Below are 15,728 nucleotides of genomic sequence, written 5' to 3' on the forward strand. Positions count from 1 at the left end.
CCATCATGATAGTGTCAAGCTATCAGACGACGCGGGCCGCTGCCGTTGCACCGTGCCCGCAGAGTAGAAGAGAAAGAGACGCATGACCCTGACCGAACTCCGCTACATCGTTGCCGTGGCCCGAGAAAAGCACTTCGGCCGGGCCGCCGAGGCCTGCTTCGTGTCGCAGCCCACGCTCAGCGTCGCCATCAAGAAGCTGGAGGAGGAGCTGGACCTGAAGATCTTCGAACGCGGCGCCAGCGAGGTCAGCGTCACCGCGCTGGGCGAGGAGATCGTGCGCCAGGCGCAGATGGTGATCGAGCAGGCCGCCGCGATCAAGGAGATCGCCAAGCGCGGCAAGGATCCGCTGGCCGGCGCCCTGCGCCTGGGCATCATCTACACGATCGGCCCCTATCTGCTGCCCCAGCTGGTGAGGAGCGTGATCGAGCGCTATCCGCAGATGCCGCTGATGCTGCAGGAGAATTTCACCGTCAAGCTGCTGGAGATGCTGCGCACCGGCGAGCTGGACTGCGCCATCATGGCCGAGCCCTTCCCGGACACCGGCCTGGCCGTGGCGCCGCTCTACGACGAGCCCTTTGTCGTGGCCGTGCCGGCCAACCACCCGCTGGCCGCGCGCGAGAGCATCTCGTCCGAGGAGCTCAAGCGCGAAACCATGCTGCTGCTCGGCACCGGCCATTGCTTCCGCGATCACGTGCTGGAGGTCTGCCCCGAGTTCGCGCGCTTCTCCAGCGACGCCGAGGGCATACGCAAGAGCTTCGAGGGCAGCTCGCTGGAGACCATCAAGCACATGGTGGCCTCGGGCATGGGCGTGACGGTGGTGCCACTGCTCAGCGTGCCCAAGGAGGCGTCGCCCCATCTGCGCTACATCCCCTTCCAGGCGCCGGTGCCGTCGCGCCGCGTCGTGCTCGCCTGGCGCCGCACCTTCACCCGCTACGAGGCGATAGCCGCACTGCGCAACGCCGTCTACGCCTGCGAATTGCCGGGGATGGAGCGGCTGAGCGGCTGAGCGGATTGACGAATCCGCGGCTTGAATTGTTTGTATCGATTCAGAGGTGCCGCGTGGGCAGCACCATCTGTCAAGGACATTGCAATCAGGCCTGCGGCAAGCAGCCCGAGCTGCCGGTCATCGGCGCCCCGATATGGGCCGCAGCACGAAGGGAATGCAGAATTTCACCCATGGAGAGCGTTCCACTAACTCGTTAATATCAGTGATTCATGGCGACATATGCCACAGGTCCTTGACTGCCGCATGCCGGTGAATACCCGTCCCGCACATGGGGGGTGATTGGCCTGTTACTTACGTGAACTATTTCACTATCCTTCGACTCCCCGGCGGCGCATCCACAAGGGCCCGCCAGCCATCCCGAGGTGTCCGTTTGAAAGGTCCTGACCCAGCGGCCGATCGAACCAATATGGAGGAGTCAAAGTGAAAAAATCATCCGCTCTGAGCATTGTTGCGGCCGCTGCCGCCCTGGTCTGCGCCGCACCCGCGAGCGCACTGAATATCGTGCTGTGGGATACGAACAATAGCTATGCGGCTTCGCCTGACGCGCTGCTGGCCTTTCAGAAGGCCGCCAACTACTGGAACAAGACGATCACCAACGACGTGACGGTGAACATCAAGATCGGTTTCGCCGATCTGGGCGCCAACGTCCTGGCCCAGGCGGGCAGCAGCAGCAGCGAGGTGCTGGTCAAGGACGTCTATGGCGCCCTGCACGCCAATGCCAGCAAGAGTGCCCTGGACACCATTGCCGTCGGCGGCCTGAAGAGCCTGAACGCCGATGGAGGGCTGTTCATGCGCGTCAACGGCTATGTCGATGCGGCCAACAAGATCGGCGTTGACACCACCATCGGCAGCCGCATGACCAGCGGCAACGATGCGATCAACCATGTGCTTGACGTCAACACCTCGGTGCAAAAGGCCCTCGGCCTGGCCAACCCGGCCGGCCCCAAGTACGACGCCACGATCACCTTCAGCTCGAGCTTCGGTTTCGACTACAACCCGACCAATGGCACCAACGCCGGCACCTACGACTTCACCGCCGTGGCCATCCATGAGCTCGGCCACTCGCTGGGCTTCGTCAGCGGCGCAGATACCTTCGACTACTTCGGGCGCGGCAGCGGCCCCGGCGCCGACCTGCTGGAGTCCGGCGTCTTTGGGCCCAAGCGCCTCGACGACTTCGCCATCGGCAGCGTGCTGGACCTGTTCCGCTATGGCGCCAGCCCGGTCACGCCGGACGGTCATCTGCAGCTGCAGTGGGGTGCCAACAAGGCCGCGTTCTTCTCCATCGACGGCGTGACCCCGTTCAATTTCGGCAGCGCCGACCAATCGGTGGCGAGCTTCTCGACCGGCTCGTTCAATGGCGACAACAGCCAGGCCTCGCACTGGAAAGACACCGACCTGTTCCCTGACGCCGGCCTCCCCGGCTGCTACCTGAACGGCCGCGACGTCGGCATCATGGACCCCACCGGCACCCCCTGCGCCAACGGTCGGGTCACGCAGAATGATCTGGCTGCCTTCGACGCGATGGGCTGGAACCTGAGCATCGACGCCTTGCAGCAGACCAAGTACAACATGGACACCTCGGACATCTACAAGATGGACGGCCTCGCCGTCGTCGCTGTGCCCGAACCCGCCACCTGGGCGCAGCTGCTGCTGGGCTTCGGCCTGGTCGGTGGCGTGCTGCATCGTCGCCGCAGGGCCGCCAACGCGGCCTGATAGCGCCGCCTGGGGCCAGGTCTCGCCGTAAGGCGGACTTGGCCTCATTCATTGCTGGATGCGCTTGAGCTCCATCACCCAGTTGACCTCCCAGCTCTTGCCCCCGTCGGCCGAGAAGGCCTGCTGCCAGCGCGCGGCGTCGGGGTCCAGTCGCGTCCATTCGAAGCGCACCTTGATCGGCCGCCCTTCCCACAACTCGTCGCCGTAGAACAGCCCCGTATCGCCCTCGAAGCGACCGACGACCGGTGGCTGCAGGCCATGGGTCTTGGCGTCGATGCCGCCATCGCGATTGGTCAGCCAGAAGATGCTCCACGCTTGAGTCTGCGGATTGAAGGCCCGCAGTGACATGCCCACGAAGCCAGGCCGCCAGCCGACGGGCAGGAATTCGTCATAGTTGCCGATGCCACCGGGCAGCAGGTGGGCGTGATTGGTCGCCTTGAAGGTTTCCCATTCATTGGAGCCCTGCAGCTGTTTGGGCAGGCGGCGGTTGCTGATATCCCATTTTCCAATCAGGAAGTCGAAGTCGTGGGAGGCGTCGGCGACGGGCGTTGAGGATGGGGTCATGGTCTGTCCTTTCGGGGTTTGAGCGGAAGCCGGCTGCCAGGCGCCGGCGAGGGTGAAGACGGCAGCCACGATCAACGTGGCGCCCACGGCAGCGGAGATCCAGCGCTGGGTGTTCTTGCGCGGCCCGGCCCAGCGCTGAGCGCCCGCCGCGGCCACGGCAATCGCGCCATAGACGGCAATCTGGTTGCCCGCGGTGATGGCGCTGAGCAGCACCGCCTGCTCCGCCAGGCCACGGCTGGGCGTGCGCAGAAAGGCCGGGAACACGGCCAGCATGAAGGCATAGGCCTTGGGGTTGAGCAGGCAGTTCAGCACCCCCCGCAGGAAGATGGCAGAGGCGGGCCCCTGCGGCGGCTGAGCCACAGGCGCAGTGGCCGCCGCAGCCGGCCTCAAGGTCGAAGCGAGGATGCCCCAACCTATCCAGGCCATATAGGCCGCACCTCCCAGCAGCAGCGCATTGAACGCGCCGGGCCATAGCATCAGCAGGGCCGATACGCCGGTCACATTGACCAGCACATGGACGATGCCCCCGACCACGATGCCCGCCACGGCCAGCAGGCCGCCGCGCATGCCGGCGGTCAACGCGCTGCCGGCGACGAAGGCCATGTCCATGCCGGGCAGCGCGATCACGCCAAGGGTCAGGGCGAAGTAGATCCAGAGACTGTTGCCGGCATCCATGCGGGGCTCCTGTTGCTTGATGAGGCGCCAGTCTAGGAACGTCAGCGGACAGAATCCGCCCTATATCGAGCGAAGAAGATGCGCCGGAGGACCCTGTCACCGCACCGTCACATCCCGCCTCTAGTCTTCGAGGTTTGCTTGCACCCTAGAAGGAACCTCGCCATGAATGCCAAACTCCACGCGCTCGCCGCTGCCGCCCTGCTGGCCGCCACCTCGCTCGCGCATGCGGCGCCCAGCTTCGTCAACGGACTGGCCCTCGATGGTGCGATGCTGGACCTGTCCGGCGGCACAAGCATCAACAACGGCCGCGTCGGCTACTTCTCGGATATCTACTACGACACCAACCGCAAGGAGTGGTGGGGCCTGTCGGACCGCGGCCCCGGCGGCGGCACGATGAGCTATGACACGCGGGTGCAGCGCTTCACGCTCGACGTGAACCAGAACACCGGTGCGATCAGCAACTTCAAGATCGTCGAGACGGTGGTGTTCAAGAGCGGCCTGAGCTCGCTCAACGGCCTGGCCCCGGCCGGCACCACGAATCCAGGTCTGGCCTTCGACCCGGAAGGCATCGTCGTCAACCCGCACAACGGCAATCTGCTGGTCTCGGACGAGTACGGCCCTTCGGTGCGCGAGTTCAACCGCCAGGGCCAGCTCTTGCGTACCTTCACCACCCCGGCCAACCTGGTGCCGCGCAACACCACCACCGGCACCTACTACGGCAATGATGACGGCACGAACAATGCCGGCAAGCGCACCAATCGCGGCATGGAAGGCCTGGCCATCAGCCCGGATGGCAAGTTCGCCTTCGGCATGCTGCAAAGCGCCATGCTCGACGAGGGCGGCGGCAACGGCGCGGTCAATCGCATCGTGAAGTACGACATGGCGACCGGCACCGCGGTGGCCCAGTATGCCTACGAGATGAAGCGCGCCGGCCAGGGCCAGGGCATTTCGGCGCTGGTGGCCATCAACGACCACGAGTTCTTCGTGCTGGAGCGCAACAACCGCGGCGTCGGCGTCGGCGCGACCTTTGCGACGGCCGACAAGGAGGTGTTCCGCATCGACCTGAACGGCGCCACCGACGTGACCCACATCGATCTCGACTCGGGCGCGGCCTACACCAAGGTCGTCAAGTCGGCCCAGGTCTTCGATCTGGACGCCAACACCCTGGCCGCCCTGGGAGGCAAGTCGCCGGAGAAGTGGGAAGGCCTGGCCATCGGCCCGAAGCTGGCCAATGGCAGCTACCTGATGCTGGCCGGCACCGACAACGACTACAGCGTGACGCAGGACGGGGTGGGCGTGCAGAAGGACGTCTGGTTCGACTTCAGCCAGGCCGACCCCTATGCCGCCTCGATCCAGTGCCCGTTGGACCAGACCGTCAACTGCGTCAAGACCTCGAACGGCGCCGCGGCGGCCTGGTCGGCCAACTACCAACTGTTGCCCGGCGTGCTGCACGCCTACACCATCAGCGCCAGCGAGTTGGGCGCCTACACCGCACCAGTGCCCGAGCCGACCACATGGGCGCTGATGCTGGGAGGCCTGGCCGCCCTGGGCGCTTGTGCCCGCCGCCGGACGCGCGCCGCGGAGTGAGTCTTCTGGGGCGATTCAGGTCAGAATCAACCTGAATCGACTCCGGCCACCCGGCCACCTCCGCTTGACCACCAAACCCACCGGCCGCGTGCTGGCCGTGCTTGAGTTGCTGCAGTCGCACCCGCAAATGCCGGGTGCCGAGCTGGCACGCCGCGTGGAGGTCGACCAGCGCACCGTGCGGCGCTACATCGCCCATCTGGTCGAGCTGGGCGTGCCGGTGGAGGCGCAGCGCGGGCGCGATGGTGGCTATCGGCTGCGGCCCGGCCACAAGCTGCCGCCGATGATGTTCACCGCCGACGAGGCCATGGCCCTGGCCATAGGCCTGCGCGCCGCCCGCGAGCTGGGGCTGAACGGCATCCTGCCGGCGATCAGCAGCACCCAGGCCAAGCTGGAGCGTGTCATGCCGGCGGCTTGCGCCAAGCGCATCGGTGATGTCAACGAGGTCGTCGCGCTGGACCTGGCGCAGCCGTCCGGCCCCGGTGCCCGCTCGGAATTGCTGGCGCTCAGCGCCGCGGCGCGGGCGCAGCAGCGCGTGCGCCTGGGCTATCGCAGCCGCGACGAGACCGAAACCGCACGCGAGGTCGATGTCTATGGCCTGGGCTTTCGCGGCGGCGCCTGGTACGCGGTGGGCCACTGCCATCTGCGCCATGACCTGCGCTCGTTCCGGCTCGATCGGGTGCTCTCGGTCGAGGCCCTGCCGGCCAGCTTCGGCAGGCCGGCCGACTTCGATGTGCTGGCCTATCTGGCCAACGCTATCGCCACCCTGCCGCGCAGCCACGCGATCGAGGCTCTGCTCGATACCGACCTGGCCAGCGCGCAGCGCGCCGTGCGCCCCGAGATAGGCGTGCTGGCGCAGGTCAAGGGCGGCGTGCGGCTGCTCGCCCAGGCCGATGACCTGGCGGCCATGGCGCGCGAGCTGGGCCGCCTGCCCTTCGGCTTCAAGATCCTCAAGCCGATGGCCCTGCGTCGCGCGCTGGCCGCACATGGCCAGGCGCTGATCACCAGCGCGGCATTGCAAAACCGCTGACCGCCCCACAGTTGGGCACAATCGACAAGACCCAGCCAAGCAAGGAGAGTTTGATGAGCAAGAAGTCTTCGCCCAAATCCGCAACCGCCACCGCCGCCGCCCCCTCGGGCATCAATATCGGCATCAGCGACAAGGACCGCGCCGCCATTGCCGCCGGCCTGTCCAAGCTGCTGGCCGACACCTACACGCTCTACCTGACCACCCACAACTTCCACTGGAACGTGACCGGGCCGATGTTCAACACCCTGCACGTGATGTTCATGGGCCAGTACACCGAGCTATGGAATGCCGTCGACCCGATCGCCGAGCGCATACGCGCGCTGGGCCATGCCGCCCCCGGCTCCTATGCCCAGTTCGGCCAGCTCAGCTCGCTGCCCGACGCGCCGGCCGTGCCGCCCAAGGCGCTGGAGATGGTGCGCATACTGGTCGCCGGCCATGAGGGCGTGGCACGCACCGCGCGCAGCCTGTTCCCGCTGGTCGACAAGGCCTCCGACGAGCCCAGCGCCGATCTGCTGACCCAGCGCCTGACCGTGCACGAGCAGACCGCCTGGATGCTGCGCAGCTTGCTGGAAGAGTGATCGCCGGCTGCCGCCGGGCCGATGGCAGACTCGGCGCATGAGATCCAAGTTTCGATGGCTGGGCTGGGCCCTGACGGCGCTTGCCCTGAGCCTGCTGCTGATGCTGGCCCTGGCGCTGCAAGGCGCGCCGCTGATCCCGCCACAGGCCGAGGTCAGCGCGGCCGATGTGGAGCGGGCCAATGCCTTCCTGCGCCGCAATGACCCGCGCCTGCCGCGGCCGGGCACCCAGCGAACCCTGGTGATGCCGGAGCGGGACCTGAACCTGCTGCTGAACGAGTTGATGCGCCGCAAGCTGCCCGGCGCCTCGGCCAAGATCGTGCTGGGCGCTGGCATTGCCCAGGTGCGCGCCAGCGTGGCCCTGCATCAGCTGGGCCTGCCGCTGTGGCTGAACCTGGACGCTGCCCTGCGCGAGAGCGCCGAGCTGCCGGTGGTGGAGCGGCTGCGCATCGGCCGGCTGCCGGTGCCTGGCTGGGTGGCGCGCCGGTGGCTGGAGTCCCTGCGCAGCCGGCTCGACGCCACCGCCGAGGGGCAGCTCGCCAACGACCTGGTGAAAAGCGTCCAGCTGCGCCCGGCCTGGCTGCAGCTGAACTACGAGTGGCGCGACGACACGTACGGCCGCATGCTCGTCGCCCTCGTGCCCCAGGCCGAGCAGGCCCGGCTGAAGGCCTACTCCGACCGCCTGGCCGAGCTGTCGGAGCAGCCGGCGGCCATGCCCGCGAACGGTGGCACCTCGCTGGCCCTGCTGCTGCCGGCCATGTTCGAGCTGGCCCGCCAGCGCAGCCTGCCCGGCGGCGACGCCGCCGCCGAGAACCGTGCCGCCCTGCTGACCCTGGCCCTGCATGCAAGCGGCCGCGGCCTGAAGGCGCTGGTGCCCGCAGCGCGCGACTGGCGCCAACCCAAGCCGATGCTGGTCACGCTGTACGACCGCGACGACTTCCCCCAGCACCTGCTGATCTCGGCCGTGCTGGCCATCGAGGGCGGCGGCCCGCTGGCCGACGCGATCGGCGTCTACAAGGAGCTGGCCGATTCGCGCAGCGGCAGCGGCTTCAGCTTCAACGACATCGCCGCCGACCGCGCCGGCACCCGCCTGGGCCTGCTGGCCAAGAACGCCCCGGCGCAGCTCCAGGCGCGCCTCGCCGGCTTGCAGCGCGAGGCCCAGCTGATGCCCGATGTGTCGGACCTGCCGGAATTTTTGCGCGCCCAGGACTTTCAGAATACCTATGGTGGCGTCGGCGCGCCGGCCTATCAGCAGATGCTGGCCGAGATCGAGCGGCGGCTGGACGCCACCCCGCTGTTGGCACCCTGACAAGACGAACAGGCGCACTCCAACGATAATCGAGGGTTCCACGAATCCGGCCGGGCCGGTTGTTCAACGCTTCAGGCCCAGATCCCATGTCCACCGAGCTCAGCCCCCAGGTACGGCGTCGCCGTACTTTCGCCATCATTTCCCACCCCGACGCCGGCAAGACGACGCTGACGGAAAAGCTCTTGCTGTTCTCGGGCGCGATCCAGATTGCCGGCTCGGTGAAGGCGCGCAAGGCCTCGCGCCACGCGACCTCGGACTGGATGGAGATCGAGAAGCAGCGCGGCATCTCGGTGGCTTCGTCGGTGATGCAGATGGAGTATCGCGACTGCGTCATCAATCTGCTCGACACCCCGGGCCACCAGGACTTCTCGGAAGACACCTATCGCGTGCTCACCGCCGTTGACGCGGCGCTGATGGTGATCGACGCGGCCAATGGCGTGGAGCCGCAGACGCGGCGCCTGCTGCAGGTCTGCCGGGCGCGCAACACGCCCATCCTGACCTTCGTCAACAAGATGGACCGCGAGGTGCAGGAGCCGCTGACCCTGATGGACGAAATCGAGCGCGAGCTGGGCATGACCGTCGTGCCTTTCACCTGGCCGGTCGGCATGGGCAAGCAGTTCCATGGCGTGATGGACCTGCGCAAGGAGCAGATGCGCGTGTTCTCGCCCGGCGAGGACCGCGCGGCCGGCGAGGAGGAGGTCCTGCAAGGCCTCAACCACCCCGAATATGCCAGCCGTTTCGGCATGCAGTACGAGCAGGCCGAGGGTGAGATCGAGCTGGTGCGCGACGCCGCCCCGGCCTTCGACAAGGAACAGTTCCTGGCCGGCCACCAGACGCCGATGTTCTTCGGCTCGGCCGTCAACAACTTTGGCGTGCAGGAAGTGCTGGACGCGCTGGTCGACCTGGCCCCGTCGCCGGCCGCCCGCCCGGCGATGCAGCGCGTGGTCGAGCCCGACGAGGCCAAGTTCAGCGGCGTGGTGTTCAAGATCCAGGCGAATATGGACCCGGCGCACCGCGACCGCATCGCCTTCCTGCGCGTGGCCAGCGGCCATTTCGAGCGCGGCATGCGGCTCAAGGTGGTGCGCTCCGGCAAGGAGCTGCGGCCCAACTCGGTGGTGAGCTTCCTGAGCCAGCGCCGCGAGTTGCTGGACGAGGCCTTTGCCGGCGACATCATCGGCATTCCCAACCACGGCGTGCTGCAGCTGGGCGACACGATCACCGAAGGCGAGCAGTTGCAATTCACCGGCCTGCCCTTCTTCGCGCCGGAGATGTTCCGCGCCGTCGAGGTGGCCGACCCGCTGCGCACCAAGCAGCTGCGTGCCGGTCTGACGCAGCTCGGCGAAGAGGGCGCGATCCAGGTCTTCCGTCCGGTCGCCGGATCGGTGCTGCTGCTGGGCGCCGTCGGCCAGCTGCAGTTCGAGGTCGTCGCCCACCGCCTAGAGCATGAGTACGGCGTCAAGGCCCGCATCATGCCCAGCCGCTTCCAGGTCGCCCGCTGGGTGACCTGCGACGAGGCCGACGGCGGCGACAGGGAGCTCAAGCGCTTCATCGACGCCAACGCCCACCGCGTCGCCTACGACGCCGTTGACGCGCCCACCGTGCTGGTCGAATATGCGCCCGAGCTGCGCGCCATCGAGAGCAACTGGCCCAAGATCAAGTTCCACGCGATGCGCGAGCACGCGGGGCTGATGTTCCAGAACCGGCTGGACGGCTGATCGCGAGACGGACCGCCCCCGGAAGGGCGGCCCGTTATCGCCACCTCAAGTGCGGCGGCGTTTCGCCCAAGCCAGCAGGCCCAGCCCCCCGGCCATCAGCGCCCAGGTCGTGGGCTCCGGCACCGGCGTCAGCACGAACAGGCGCGAGTTCGGCGTGCCCGAGTCCTCGGCCACCAGGTAGATCACGCCCTTCTCGTCCACCGTCACGCCCTCGATGGCCTGGCTGGTCACGCCGGAGAGATCAAAGCTGCTCAGCACATCGCCCTTGCGGTTGATCTCGACCAGCTTCCTCGAGTCCAGGCTCAGTATCAGCAGGTTGTCGGCCGCGGCCGAGCCGGCCAGTGCGTCGATCGGCGACAGGGTCTGCACATCGGACAGGCTGTTAAGTCCCAGCTTGGCATCGGCGTTGAACAGCGCCGCCATCGCCGACACGCCGCCGGCCTTGGCAAACGTCAGCCCACCGGCCAGCACGGCCTGCGGGTTGTCCTGCTTGACGCTGACGAAGCTGCCGTTGCGCGGGTCGTAGCTGATGCCCTCGGTGCCGATATTGCCCACCGTGCCGGCGATCGAGACGAAGTCGGCATCGCGTAGCGCGACGCTGCCCCCGGCCACATACTGGAAGCGGTAGGCGTCCTGCAGGCGCTCCTCGGCCACCACCAGCTGGCCATTGCCCAGATAGGTCAGGCCCTCGGCGTCATGGTTGGTGCTGGCGGTGGGCCAGTTGCTGAAGCGCATGCTGCCCAGGGTCTGGCCGGTGCGTGAGATCTCGACCACGCCCAGGCCCTCGTCACCGACGAAGAACAGCGTGCCGCGGTCGCGCGCATAGGTCACGGCCGAGGCTTCCAGGCCCATATCGCCCAGGGTGTCCAGCGTGTAGTTGCCGCTGAGCTTGTAGTTGGCCAGGTTGATGGAGGTCTGCGCCGAGGTGCCGACAGCGAACAGGGCCGCCGCAGCGGCGGCGATGATTTGCTTGATCATGATGGTGAGATGTCCGGATTCAGTTTTCAGGCTTGACGGCGGCGGCGGGCGACGGCGCCCACCAGGCCGAGGCCGCCCAGCAGCAGCGCGTAGGTCGAGGGCTCGGGCACGGCCAGCGTGAACAGGCCGGGGTTGCCGACATCGCCGAGGCTGGACGCATGCGAACCGAAGGCATCGCCCTCGGCGGCCAGCACCCAGCCGGTGCTCACGGCCTGCGGTGCCAGGTCGGCCAGGCTGCCGGGATTGCCGCTGCGGTTCTGCGCGCGCACGGTGCCGGGGATGGCCACGTCGCCATAGCTCAGGCGGTCGACCAGCTGGCCGGCGCCGTCGAACAGATTGATCTCATCGGCCCGGCCCAGATTGGCCAGATTGCCGCCGACGATCTTGACGTTGGCCCCAAGGCCCCAGACGCTGCGGAAATCGGCCGCGCTGGACTCGACCAGCAGCACCGACTCGCCCGGGGCGACCAGGCCCAGCGCGCTCAGCGAGGTGACGCCGGGGTTGCGCGAGTCGTCATCGAAAGACCACCCGGAGAAGTCCACGGCGCTGGCACCCAGGTTGGTGAACTCGATGTACTCGCCGGTCTTGCCATTGCCGTTGTACATCCATTCGGTGATTTCGACCTTGGCCTGGGCGGCCATGGCGCTCGACAGCAAGGCGGCAGCGCCCAGCGCATGAAACATAGGGTTCATGGGTTATTCCTCGGGTTGGTGTGGCGCCGGCGGGCGTGCGCTGCACGCACCGGCGGCGCGACCTTAATGACCCAAGATGACCTGCGCGTGACAGGCCCTGGCGCCAGCGGGCAGCGGCAGGCGAATCAGCCGGAAGCCGGCGACGATCAGCAAGAGGCCTGGCAGCAGGCGCCAGCTCAATGCCTCGTCGAACAGCAGTGCGCCCAGGACCAGGCCGGTCACGGTGATGACATAGCCCATGAAGCTGAAGCTGACCGGCTCGGCCACGCGCTGCAGCCGGAAGTACAGCAGATAGCCCAGTGCCATCGCCGCGGCCTGGCCGGCCAGGGCCAGCCAGGCCCCGGCCTCGGCAGGCGGCAGCGGCAGGTCGAGCAGCAGGCGCAGCGGTGCCAGCAGCAGCACCGAGCCGGCCAGCGTGGCCGCGCCCAGCCACTCATTGGCCTGGCCCTGGGGCAGGCGGCGGCTGCGATAGACATTGCCCGCACCGATCAGCGCCGGCACCGCCAGCAGCAGCAGCAACACCGCGGCATCCGCCGGCCCCGCATCGCCCAGCCGCGAACCCACCAGCAGCAGCGCGCCGGCCAGGCCCAGCACCACGGCCAGGACGCGCTGCCAGCGCCAGGGCTCCAGGCGCAGCAGCAGGCTCAAGCCCAGCGTGAACACCGGCGGCAGGGTGAAGGCCAGCGCCGCAAAGCCGGCGCCGGCCTGGGCGGACAGGTAGAAGGCCAGGCTCATCGGCAGCGCATGGCCCAGCAGCCCGGCGATCAGGCCGAAACGCAGCAGCCGGGCGGGCTGTGCCGGCCGGCCATGACGGTGCACCGCCCGCATCGACAGCAGCAGGGCGGCCAGCACGGTCGGCCACAGCGCGAAGTCCAGCGCGCCGACGCCCTGCTGCGCGGCGTACTTGGACAGGGGCAGGGCCAAGCCCAGAAACACGCCGGTGCCGATCAGCAGCGGCAGCAAGGACCACATGGGGACGGGGTGTAGCTTCATCGCGATGTACCTCTGCGGCTCAGTTTATTACTGAGCAGATCGCGCGTATCCTCTCAATCTACAGATCAGAAATTCCCATTTGGAATGAATCAGCCGCTGCCCTCGACTCCCGCCCTGCTCGCCTTCCGCCGCGTCGCCGAGCTGCGCTCGTTCAAGGCGGCGGCGGCCAGCCTGGGCTTGACCGGTGGCGCCGTCAGCAAGCTGGTGGCCCAGCTGGAAGCCGAGCTGGGCGTGCGCCTGCTGACGCGCAGCACGCGCCATGTCGCGCTCAGCGAGGCCGGGGCGCGCTATCTGGCCTCGGTCGGCGCCGCGCTGGACGCGCTCGGCGAGGCTGGTGCCTCGCTGCGCGAGCAGGCCGAGCGGGTCGGTGGCCGGCTGAAGGTGGCGGTGCCCAGCTCGTTCGCCCTGATGTGGCTGGCGCGCCGCCTGCCGGACCTGCTGGTGCGCTACCCGGAGCTGCAGGTCGAGCTGTCGTTGAGCGACCAGTTCGTCGATCTGCTCGAGGGCGGTCATGACTGCGCGCTGCGCATCGCCACCGCCCTGCCCAGCTCCAGCCTGGTGGCGCGGCGCCTGGGCAGCGTGCCGCGGGTGCTGGTCGCCAGCCCGGCCTATCTGCGCCATGCACCGCCGCTGCGCCGACCGCAGGACCTGCTGCAGCACAACTGCCTGCTCTACTCGCTGTCGAGCACGCCCGGCATCTGGCCGCTGCGCGAGTGGCGTGATGGCCAGTGGCACGAGCTGGCGCTGGAGGTAGGCGGCAGTCTCAAGGCCAATAACAGCGTGGTCTTGCGCGAAGCCCTGCTGGCCGGCATCGGCCTGATGCTGACGCCGCTGTTCGTCGTCCGCGACCTGCTGGCCAGCGGCGCCGTCCAGCCGCTGCTCGGCGACTGCATGCCCGCGCCCCATGTGCTGTATGGCGTGATGCCGCAGGCACGCCAGGTGCCGGCGCGGCTGCGCGCCTTTCTCGACTTCGTCGAGCAGGCCTGCGCGGCCGAGCCGGAGTTCCTGATCAGAGCTTGATGCCCGCCAGCTCGGCGCTCCTGCGCGGGTTGATCAGGTTGACGCGGCCGGGCTTGCCATCGGCACCGGCCAGGCGCTCGGCGCCTTGCAGTATCAGCGCCTTGACCTCGGTGGGCTTGAGCTCCGGCTTCAGCGCGAGCAGCTTGGCGGCCAGATTGGCCACCTGGGGGCTGGCCATGCTGGTGCCGCTGAGCTTCATGCGCACGCCGCCGGGCACCGGGCTGTCGACCTCGAAGCCATTGGCGTGCACGACCACGGTCTTGCCGAAGGTCGAGAAGCTGGTCTCGCTGCCGGCCTGATCGACGGCACCGGCGGTGAGCAGATTCGGCAGCTCCAGGCCGGCCGGGATGTACTCCTCGAAGTCGGCGCTGTTGTCCTCGTTGCCGGCACCGGCGACGAACAGGATCTCGGGTGCACCGGCGATCGCGCCGTGCAGCGCATCACGCTCGATCTTGAACAGCCGCGCCGCCTCGAGCTTGCGAGCCTCGGGCGTGCCGCCGAGGTTGTGGTACGCCATCACCGCCTCGTAGGCGCTGGGGCCGTAGCGCCAGCTCATGTTGACGACGCGCACGCCGGCGCTCTTGAAGCCCTGCACCATCGAGCGGTAGGCGGCGGCCGTGCGGCGCGAGCGCTCCTCGCTGGGCTTGGCCGGCTCGGCCTTGTGGCTCCACAGCATCGTGCCGGCATAGACCTGAGCAAAGGGGTTGCCCTCGACGGCAATGCCCGCCACATGGGTGCCATGCACATAAAGCCCGGCCAGCGCCATGTCCTCGGTGAAGCCCTTGACCTGGTCGGCCTTCAGGCTGCCCAGGGTGGCACGGAGCTGGCGCGAGTCCGGCGTGTCCAGCGCCGCGCGCTGGTCCATTGAGCCCTTGATCATCGTGCGCAGCTGCGGCCAGCGCGCCTCGGCCTCACCCAGCGGGCGCAGCAGCGCCTTGGCGGGCTGGGCGTCGTCGTCGAAGGCCAGGCCGCGGGCCGCGCCGGTCTTGAACAGGCTCAGGTCAACGCCCGAGTCCCAGACACCGATCAGCACGGGTGATGCCTTGGCATCGGAGGCGATGGCAAAGGTGCGCGGGGTCCAGATATCGGCCTTGGCCACCGCCCGGGTATTGGCATCCAGCACCTGCTGCAGGCCCTTGACGATGGCCTGCTTGTGCGGGCCCAGCAGCTCGATCTGCATGCGCGCGCCGACGATGGTCATGGCCACGCGGTCGGGCACCACCATCTGGCCGTTGCTGGCCAGCGCGTCGAGCTGGGCCTTGAAGCCGCCGACCAGCAGCTCCGGGTTGAAGGTCTCGACCGCGCCGCGGTTGCTCTTCACCACGTCCTGCACTTCGGTCCAGTTCATCGCGCTGTAGCGGCGCGCCACCTCGGCCGTCAGCCAGGCCGCGTCGCGCTGCTCCAGCCGCTGCTGCGACAGCAGATCGGTCAGCACACCGCTGGTCTGTTTGCCGGCGGCCTTCTCCTGCAGCGCCCGGGCCTTGGCCGTCCAGCCGGGCACCGCGGCCCAGTCGCCACGCAGCTGGGCCAGGGTGGCCAGGGCGGTGTAGCCTTCGCGCAGGGTGGTCGGGTCCTGGATGTCATAGGCGGCGAGATCGGCCAGCAGCTGCGCCTCCAGCTGGGTGCCCAGCTTGCGAGCCTCGTCAAGCGGCGCCTGCAAATAGGCGCTGGGCAGCATCGCCAGTGTGACGCTGCGGCGCGGCAGCTGGTCGGCGCGGGTGATGACCTGGCGGGTGTTGCTGGCCGTCTTGCCGGCATCTGCGGACTGGGCCAGCGTCTGGCCCTGCAGAGAGACCAGCAGGGCGGCGGCCGCGGCCACCGGGATCAGATTCAGCTTGCTCATTGTTGTGCTCTCCTTCAAAACAGAGGAGCGC

At 68.1% G+C, this 15,728-nt stretch carries 13 protein-coding genes; 8 read left to right on the forward strand and 5 right to left on the reverse strand.

The window, feature by feature from the left end; translation table 11 throughout:
* Window positions 1–82 precede the first annotated feature (82 nt).
* On the forward strand, window positions 83–1,006 hold the full coding sequence (locus DES47_RS06490; protein ID WP_133699876.1) for a hydrogen peroxide-inducible genes activator: 924 nt from the start codon (window positions 83–85) through the stop codon (window positions 1,004–1,006).
* A gap of 420 nt (window positions 1,007–1,426) precedes the next feature.
* Window positions 1,427–2,719: an NF038122 family metalloprotease gene (locus tag DES47_RS06495; RefSeq protein ID WP_133699877.1), complete on the forward strand. Its 1,293-nt coding sequence runs from the start codon at window positions 1,427–1,429 to the stop codon at window positions 2,717–2,719.
* Between the two features lie 48 nt (window positions 2,720–2,767).
* Here DES47_RS06495 and DES47_RS29180 read toward each other — a convergent pair whose 3' ends face one another.
* Window positions 2,768–3,958, reverse strand: a complete 1,191-nt coding sequence (locus DES47_RS29180) for a LysE family translocator (protein WP_243748192.1) — start codon at window positions 3,956–3,958, stop codon at window positions 2,768–2,770.
* Between the two features lie 162 nt (window positions 3,959–4,120).
* On the opposite strand from DES47_RS29180, the gene DES47_RS06510 reads away from it, so the two are divergent.
* From DES47_RS06510 to DES47_RS06530, 5 genes are all read left to right on the forward strand, one after another.
* Entirely contained in the window at window positions 4,121–5,545 is a 1,425-nt protein-coding gene (locus tag DES47_RS06510; protein ID WP_133699878.1) for an esterase-like activity of phytase family protein, read from the forward strand.
* Between the two features lie 64 nt (window positions 5,546–5,609).
* Entirely contained in the window at window positions 5,610–6,572 is a 963-nt protein-coding gene (locus DES47_RS06515; RefSeq protein ID WP_243748193.1) for a helix-turn-helix transcriptional regulator, read from the forward strand.
* A gap of 53 nt (window positions 6,573–6,625) precedes the next feature.
* On the forward strand, window positions 6,626–7,150 hold the full coding sequence (locus DES47_RS06520; protein WP_133699879.1) for a Dps family protein: 525 nt from the start codon (window positions 6,626–6,628) through the stop codon (window positions 7,148–7,150).
* Between the two features lie 37 nt (window positions 7,151–7,187).
* Complete coding sequence (locus DES47_RS06525) at window positions 7,188–8,456, forward strand: hypothetical protein (RefSeq protein ID WP_133699880.1); 1,269 nt, start codon at window positions 7,188–7,190, stop codon at window positions 8,454–8,456.
* Window positions 8,457–8,542: 86 nt separating this feature from the next.
* Entirely contained in the window at window positions 8,543–10,171 is a 1,629-nt protein-coding gene (locus tag DES47_RS06530; RefSeq protein ID WP_133699881.1) for a peptide chain release factor 3, read from the forward strand.
* Between the two features lie 45 nt (window positions 10,172–10,216).
* Here DES47_RS06530 and DES47_RS29185 read toward each other — a convergent pair whose 3' ends face one another.
* The 3 genes from DES47_RS29185 to DES47_RS06545 form a co-directional block, all read right to left on the reverse strand.
* Window positions 10,217–11,149 (reverse strand): SdiA-regulated domain-containing protein, encoded by a 933-nt coding sequence (locus DES47_RS29185; protein WP_133699882.1) that lies wholly within the window; start codon window positions 11,147–11,149, stop codon window positions 10,217–10,219.
* A gap of 26 nt (window positions 11,150–11,175) precedes the next feature.
* Entirely contained in the window at window positions 11,176–11,841 is a 666-nt protein-coding gene (locus DES47_RS06540; RefSeq protein ID WP_133699883.1) for a lamin tail domain-containing protein, read from the reverse strand.
* A gap of 63 nt (window positions 11,842–11,904) precedes the next feature.
* Window positions 11,905–12,834 (reverse strand): EamA family transporter, encoded by a 930-nt coding sequence (locus DES47_RS06545; RefSeq protein ID WP_133699884.1) that lies wholly within the window; start codon window positions 12,832–12,834, stop codon window positions 11,905–11,907.
* Window positions 12,835–12,918: 84 nt separating this feature from the next.
* Between DES47_RS06545 and DES47_RS06550 the strand changes: the two genes are divergently transcribed.
* Window positions 12,919–13,854: a LysR family transcriptional regulator gene (locus tag DES47_RS06550; protein WP_133699885.1), complete on the forward strand. Its 936-nt coding sequence runs from the start codon at window positions 12,919–12,921 to the stop codon at window positions 13,852–13,854.
* Here the strand turns inward: DES47_RS06550 and DES47_RS06555 are convergent.
* Complete coding sequence (locus DES47_RS06555) at window positions 13,844–15,697, reverse strand: S8 family serine peptidase (protein ID WP_166651883.1); 1,854 nt, start codon at window positions 15,695–15,697, stop codon at window positions 13,844–13,846. The genes DES47_RS06550 and DES47_RS06555 overlap by 11 nt on opposite strands.
* Window positions 15,698–15,728 lie beyond the last annotated feature (31 nt).

This window comes from Roseateles toxinivorans, from assembly GCF_004362525.1.
Taxonomy (GTDB): domain Bacteria; phylum Pseudomonadota; class Gammaproteobacteria; order Burkholderiales; family Burkholderiaceae_C; genus Paucibacter; species Paucibacter toxinivorans.